Origin of the sequence: Myxococcus sp. RHSTA-1-4 (assembly GCF_020037125.1) — a bacterium.
Classification (GTDB): domain Bacteria; phylum Myxococcota; class Myxococcia; order Myxococcales; family Myxococcaceae; genus Myxococcus.
On sequence record NZ_JAIQDG010000087.1, the window covers coordinates 1 to 3,819 of the forward strand.

1 protein-coding gene is annotated in these 3,819 nt (G+C 71.6%); it reads right to left on the bottom strand.

Annotated features, from left to right (window positions below):
* A partial coding sequence (locus K8638_RS43950; protein WP_223760769.1) for a non-ribosomal peptide synthetase occupies window positions 1-3,819 on the bottom strand: 3,819 nt, incomplete at both ends.

Genomic DNA, 3,819 nt, shown 5'->3' on the forward strand with positions numbered 1-3,819 from the left:
GTCGAGCACGCCGTCGGCGCGCCAGCGGACGAGGTCGCCCGTGCGGTAGAGGCGGGCCCCCGGCTCACCGGAGAACGGGTCTGGCACGAAGCGCTCTGCGGTGAGTGCGGGCTGGCCGACGTAGCCACGGGCCACGCCGTCGCCACCGACGAACAGCTCCCCGATGACCCCCACGGGCGCGGGCTGGCCATGCGAGTCCAGCACGTAGAGCCGCGTGCCGCCCGCGGGCTGGCCGATGGGCACCGTCGCGCCGGCCTGCTCCGGACGTGTCACCGCGTACCAGGTGGCGAGCACCGTTATCTCGGTGGGGCCGTAGAAGGAGCTGACGGGAATGCCCAGCTCCTCCACGGCGCGGCGCACCTGGGTGGGAGGCACCACGTCTCCGCCCGTCAGCAGGTGTTTCACCGTGGAGAGTCCCGGCGGCGGGTTGTCCACCAACTGGGTGAACAGGCCGACGGTGGCCCAGAGCGTCGTCACTCCCGAGGACTGGATGACCTGGCCCAGCTCCTCTAGCGACGGCACGTGGGGCGGCATCACCACCAGCCGGGCGCCGTTCAGCAGCGCGCCCCAGATTTCGATGACCGAGGCGTCGAAGGAGATGGGCGCGAGGTGGAGCAGCGTCTCGTCGGAGGAGAACCGCCCGTGGTCGACATTGACGAGGGTGCGCAGCACGCCGCGGTGGGTGACACCGACGCCCTTGGGCCTGCCGGTGGAGCCGGAGGTGAAGACCACGTAGGCCAGTGTCTCCGGCAGGGCGGACGGCGCGGGCGCGTGCGTGGACTCGGAGGCGAGCGAGGCCTCGTCCAGCAGCACGGTGGAGAGTCCCCCGGCGGGCAGCTTCGGCAGCAGTGCACGGGTGGTGACGAGCACGCACGGGCGCGCGTCCTCCACCATCGCCGCGAGCCGCTCGGGCGGATACGACACGTCCAGCGGGACGTAGGCGCCGCCGGCCTTGAGGATGGCCACCAGCGAAACAATCAGCTCCAGCGAGCGCTCCACGGCGAGGGCCACGCGCGAGTCGGTCGTGACGCCCAGGCCACGCAGGTGATGCGCGAGCTGGTTGGCGCGCTCATCGAGCTGCCGGTACGTGAGGCGCGAGCCGCCGAGCTCGACGGCGACCTTGTCCGCGTGCCGGGCCACCACCTGGGCGAGGACCTCGGGCAGGGTGGACTCGCGCGGGGACCTGGAGGGGGCCTCGCTCCACTCCACCAGCACCTGCCGGCGCTCGGCCTCGGTGAGCATGGGGATGGAGCCCAGGGGCGCATCGGGCCGGGAGACCAGGGCTTCCACCAGCACTCGGAAGTGCTCCGCCATGCGCGCGGCGGTCTCCGGCGCGTACAGGTCGGTGTTGTAGCCCAGGGTGCCCTGGAAGCCGTCGGGAGACTCCGACAGGTTGAGCTGCAGCTCGAACTTGATGTGGGGAGTGTCCACCGCCTCCAGCGGACGCAGCGCCAGGGCCGGAGTCTCCGCCTGACCCGCTTCCCGCGGCGCGGCCGTGGGCGCGTTCTGCAAGGCGAAGATGACCTGGAAGAGCGGACTGCGGCTCATGTCGCGGGTGGGCTGCAGCTCCTCCACCAGCCGCTCGAAGGGCACGTCCTGGTGCGCGTACGCCCCCAGCGCCGTCTCCTTCACCTGGCGCAGATGATGGAGGAACGAGGACCGGGCCTCCACCCGCGCGCGCATCACCAGCGTGTTGACGAAGAAGCCGATGAGGCCCTCCGTTTCACCGCGCTGCCGTCCGGCGATGGGCGAGCCGACGCTGATGTCCCGCTGTCCGGAGTAGCGCGACAGGAGCACCTGGAAGGCGGCCAGCAGGGCCATGAAGGGCGTCAGGCCTTCCCGCTGGCACAGCGCCTCCAGCCGTTCGGACGTGGCCGGCGAGAGCGCAACGGGCACACGCGCGCCACGGAAGGTCTGCACGGGCGGGCGTGGCTTGTCCGTGGGCAACTCCAGCGGGGAGAGGCCGGAGAGCTGCTGGCGCCACCAGCCGAGCTGCTCATCGAGCACCGCGCCCTGGAGCCACTGCCGCTGCCACACGGCATAGTCGGCGTACTGGATGGGCAGGGGGGGAAGCGGCGAGGGCCTGCCCTGGGTGAAGGCCTCGTAGAGCGCGGCCACCTCGCGCACCAGCACGCCCATGGACCAGCCGTCCGAGACGATGTGGTGCATGTCGAGCGCCAGCACGTGGTCGGACGGGCCGAGCTTCAACAACTGTGCGCGCACCAGGGGGCCGGTGGTGAGGTCGAAGGGCCGCAGCATCTCATCGCGGAGCCGGCGCTCCAGCTCCGCACGGGCGGCTCGCGGTTCCAGGCCACCGAGGTCCACCTGCTCCAGCGGTAGCGTGCCGGTGGGGGCGATGAGCTGGAGGGGCTGGCCCTCCTGCTGGGTGAAGGTGGTGCGCAGCGCTTCATGGCGGCGCACCAGCTCGTCGAAGGCGCGCTGCAAGGCGTCCACGTCGAGGGCCCCTTCCATGCGCATGAAGGTGGGCATGTTGTAGGAGGCGCTGCCGGGCTGGAGCTGGTCGATGAACCACAGTCGCTGCTGGGCGAAGGACAGCGGCAGCGGCCCGGAGCGCGGCACGGGGACGATGGCGGGGGCGTGGGAGTCCGCCGCTGAACCGCACACGGACTCGAGGCGCGCGGCGAGGGCGGCGACGGTGGGGGCCTCGAAGAGCGCGCGCAGGGGCAGCTCGACCGAGAAGGCCTCACGCACACGAGACACCACCTGGGTGGCGAGCAGGGAGTGACCGCCCAGCTCGAAGAAGTTGTCGTGGATGCCCACGCGCTGCACGCGGAGCACCTGGGCCCAGAGCGCGGCGAGCCGTTCCTCGGTGGGAGTGCGCGGGGCGACGTAGGACTCCGCCGGGGAGGCGAGCACCGCGTCGGGAGCGGGCAGGGCCTTGCGGTCCACCTTGGCGTTGGCCGTGAGGGGCAGGGCGTCCAGCCGCACGAGGGCGGAGGGCACCATGTACTCGGGCAGCCGCTGCTTGAGGAAGGCACGCAGTGCGCCCATATCGAGCGACTCGGGAGCGGCGACGTAGCCGGCGAGGCGCTTGTCGCCGGGGACGTCCTCGCGCACCAGGGCCACGGCCTGGGCCACGTCGGGGAAGGCCAGCAGTGCCGCTTCCACCTCGGCCAGCTCGATGCGGTAGCCGCGCACCTTCACCTGCGCGTCGGCGCGACCGAGGAACTCCAGCACACCGTCCTGGCGCCAGCGGGCCAGGTCTCCCGTGCGGTAGAGGCGGGCACCGGGAACACCGGAGAAGGCGTCGGGGATGAAGCGCTCGGCGGTGAGGGCGGGCTGGCCGACGTAGCCACGGGCCACGCCGTCGCCGCCGATGAACAGCTCGCCTGTGACACCGACGGGCACCGGCTGGCCGGAAGCGTCCAGCACATACACCCGGGTGTTGCTTATGGGCCTGCCGATGGGAACGGAGGTGCCCACGTGGGCGACGTCCGTCATCCGGTGGCACGAGGCGAAGAGGGTGGACTCGGTGGGGCCGTAGCAGGCGGTGACGGGGATGCGCAGCTCCTCCAGCACACGGCGCACGTGGGGCGCGCTCACCACGTCACCCCCTGTGAGCAGCTGGCGCACGGAGCGCAGGCTGGAGAAGTTGTGGTCCACCACCTGGGTGAAGAGGCCTGAGGTGAGGTGGAGCGTCGTCACCTCGTGCTTCGTGAGCACGGCCTCCAGTTCCTTCAGGTCGGAGGGCGAGTGGGGCGGGAAGACGACCAGCCGCGCACCGTGGAGCAGCGGCCCCCACAGCTCCAGGGTGGAAGCGTCGAAGGAGACGGGCGCGATGAGGAGGAACGTCTCGTC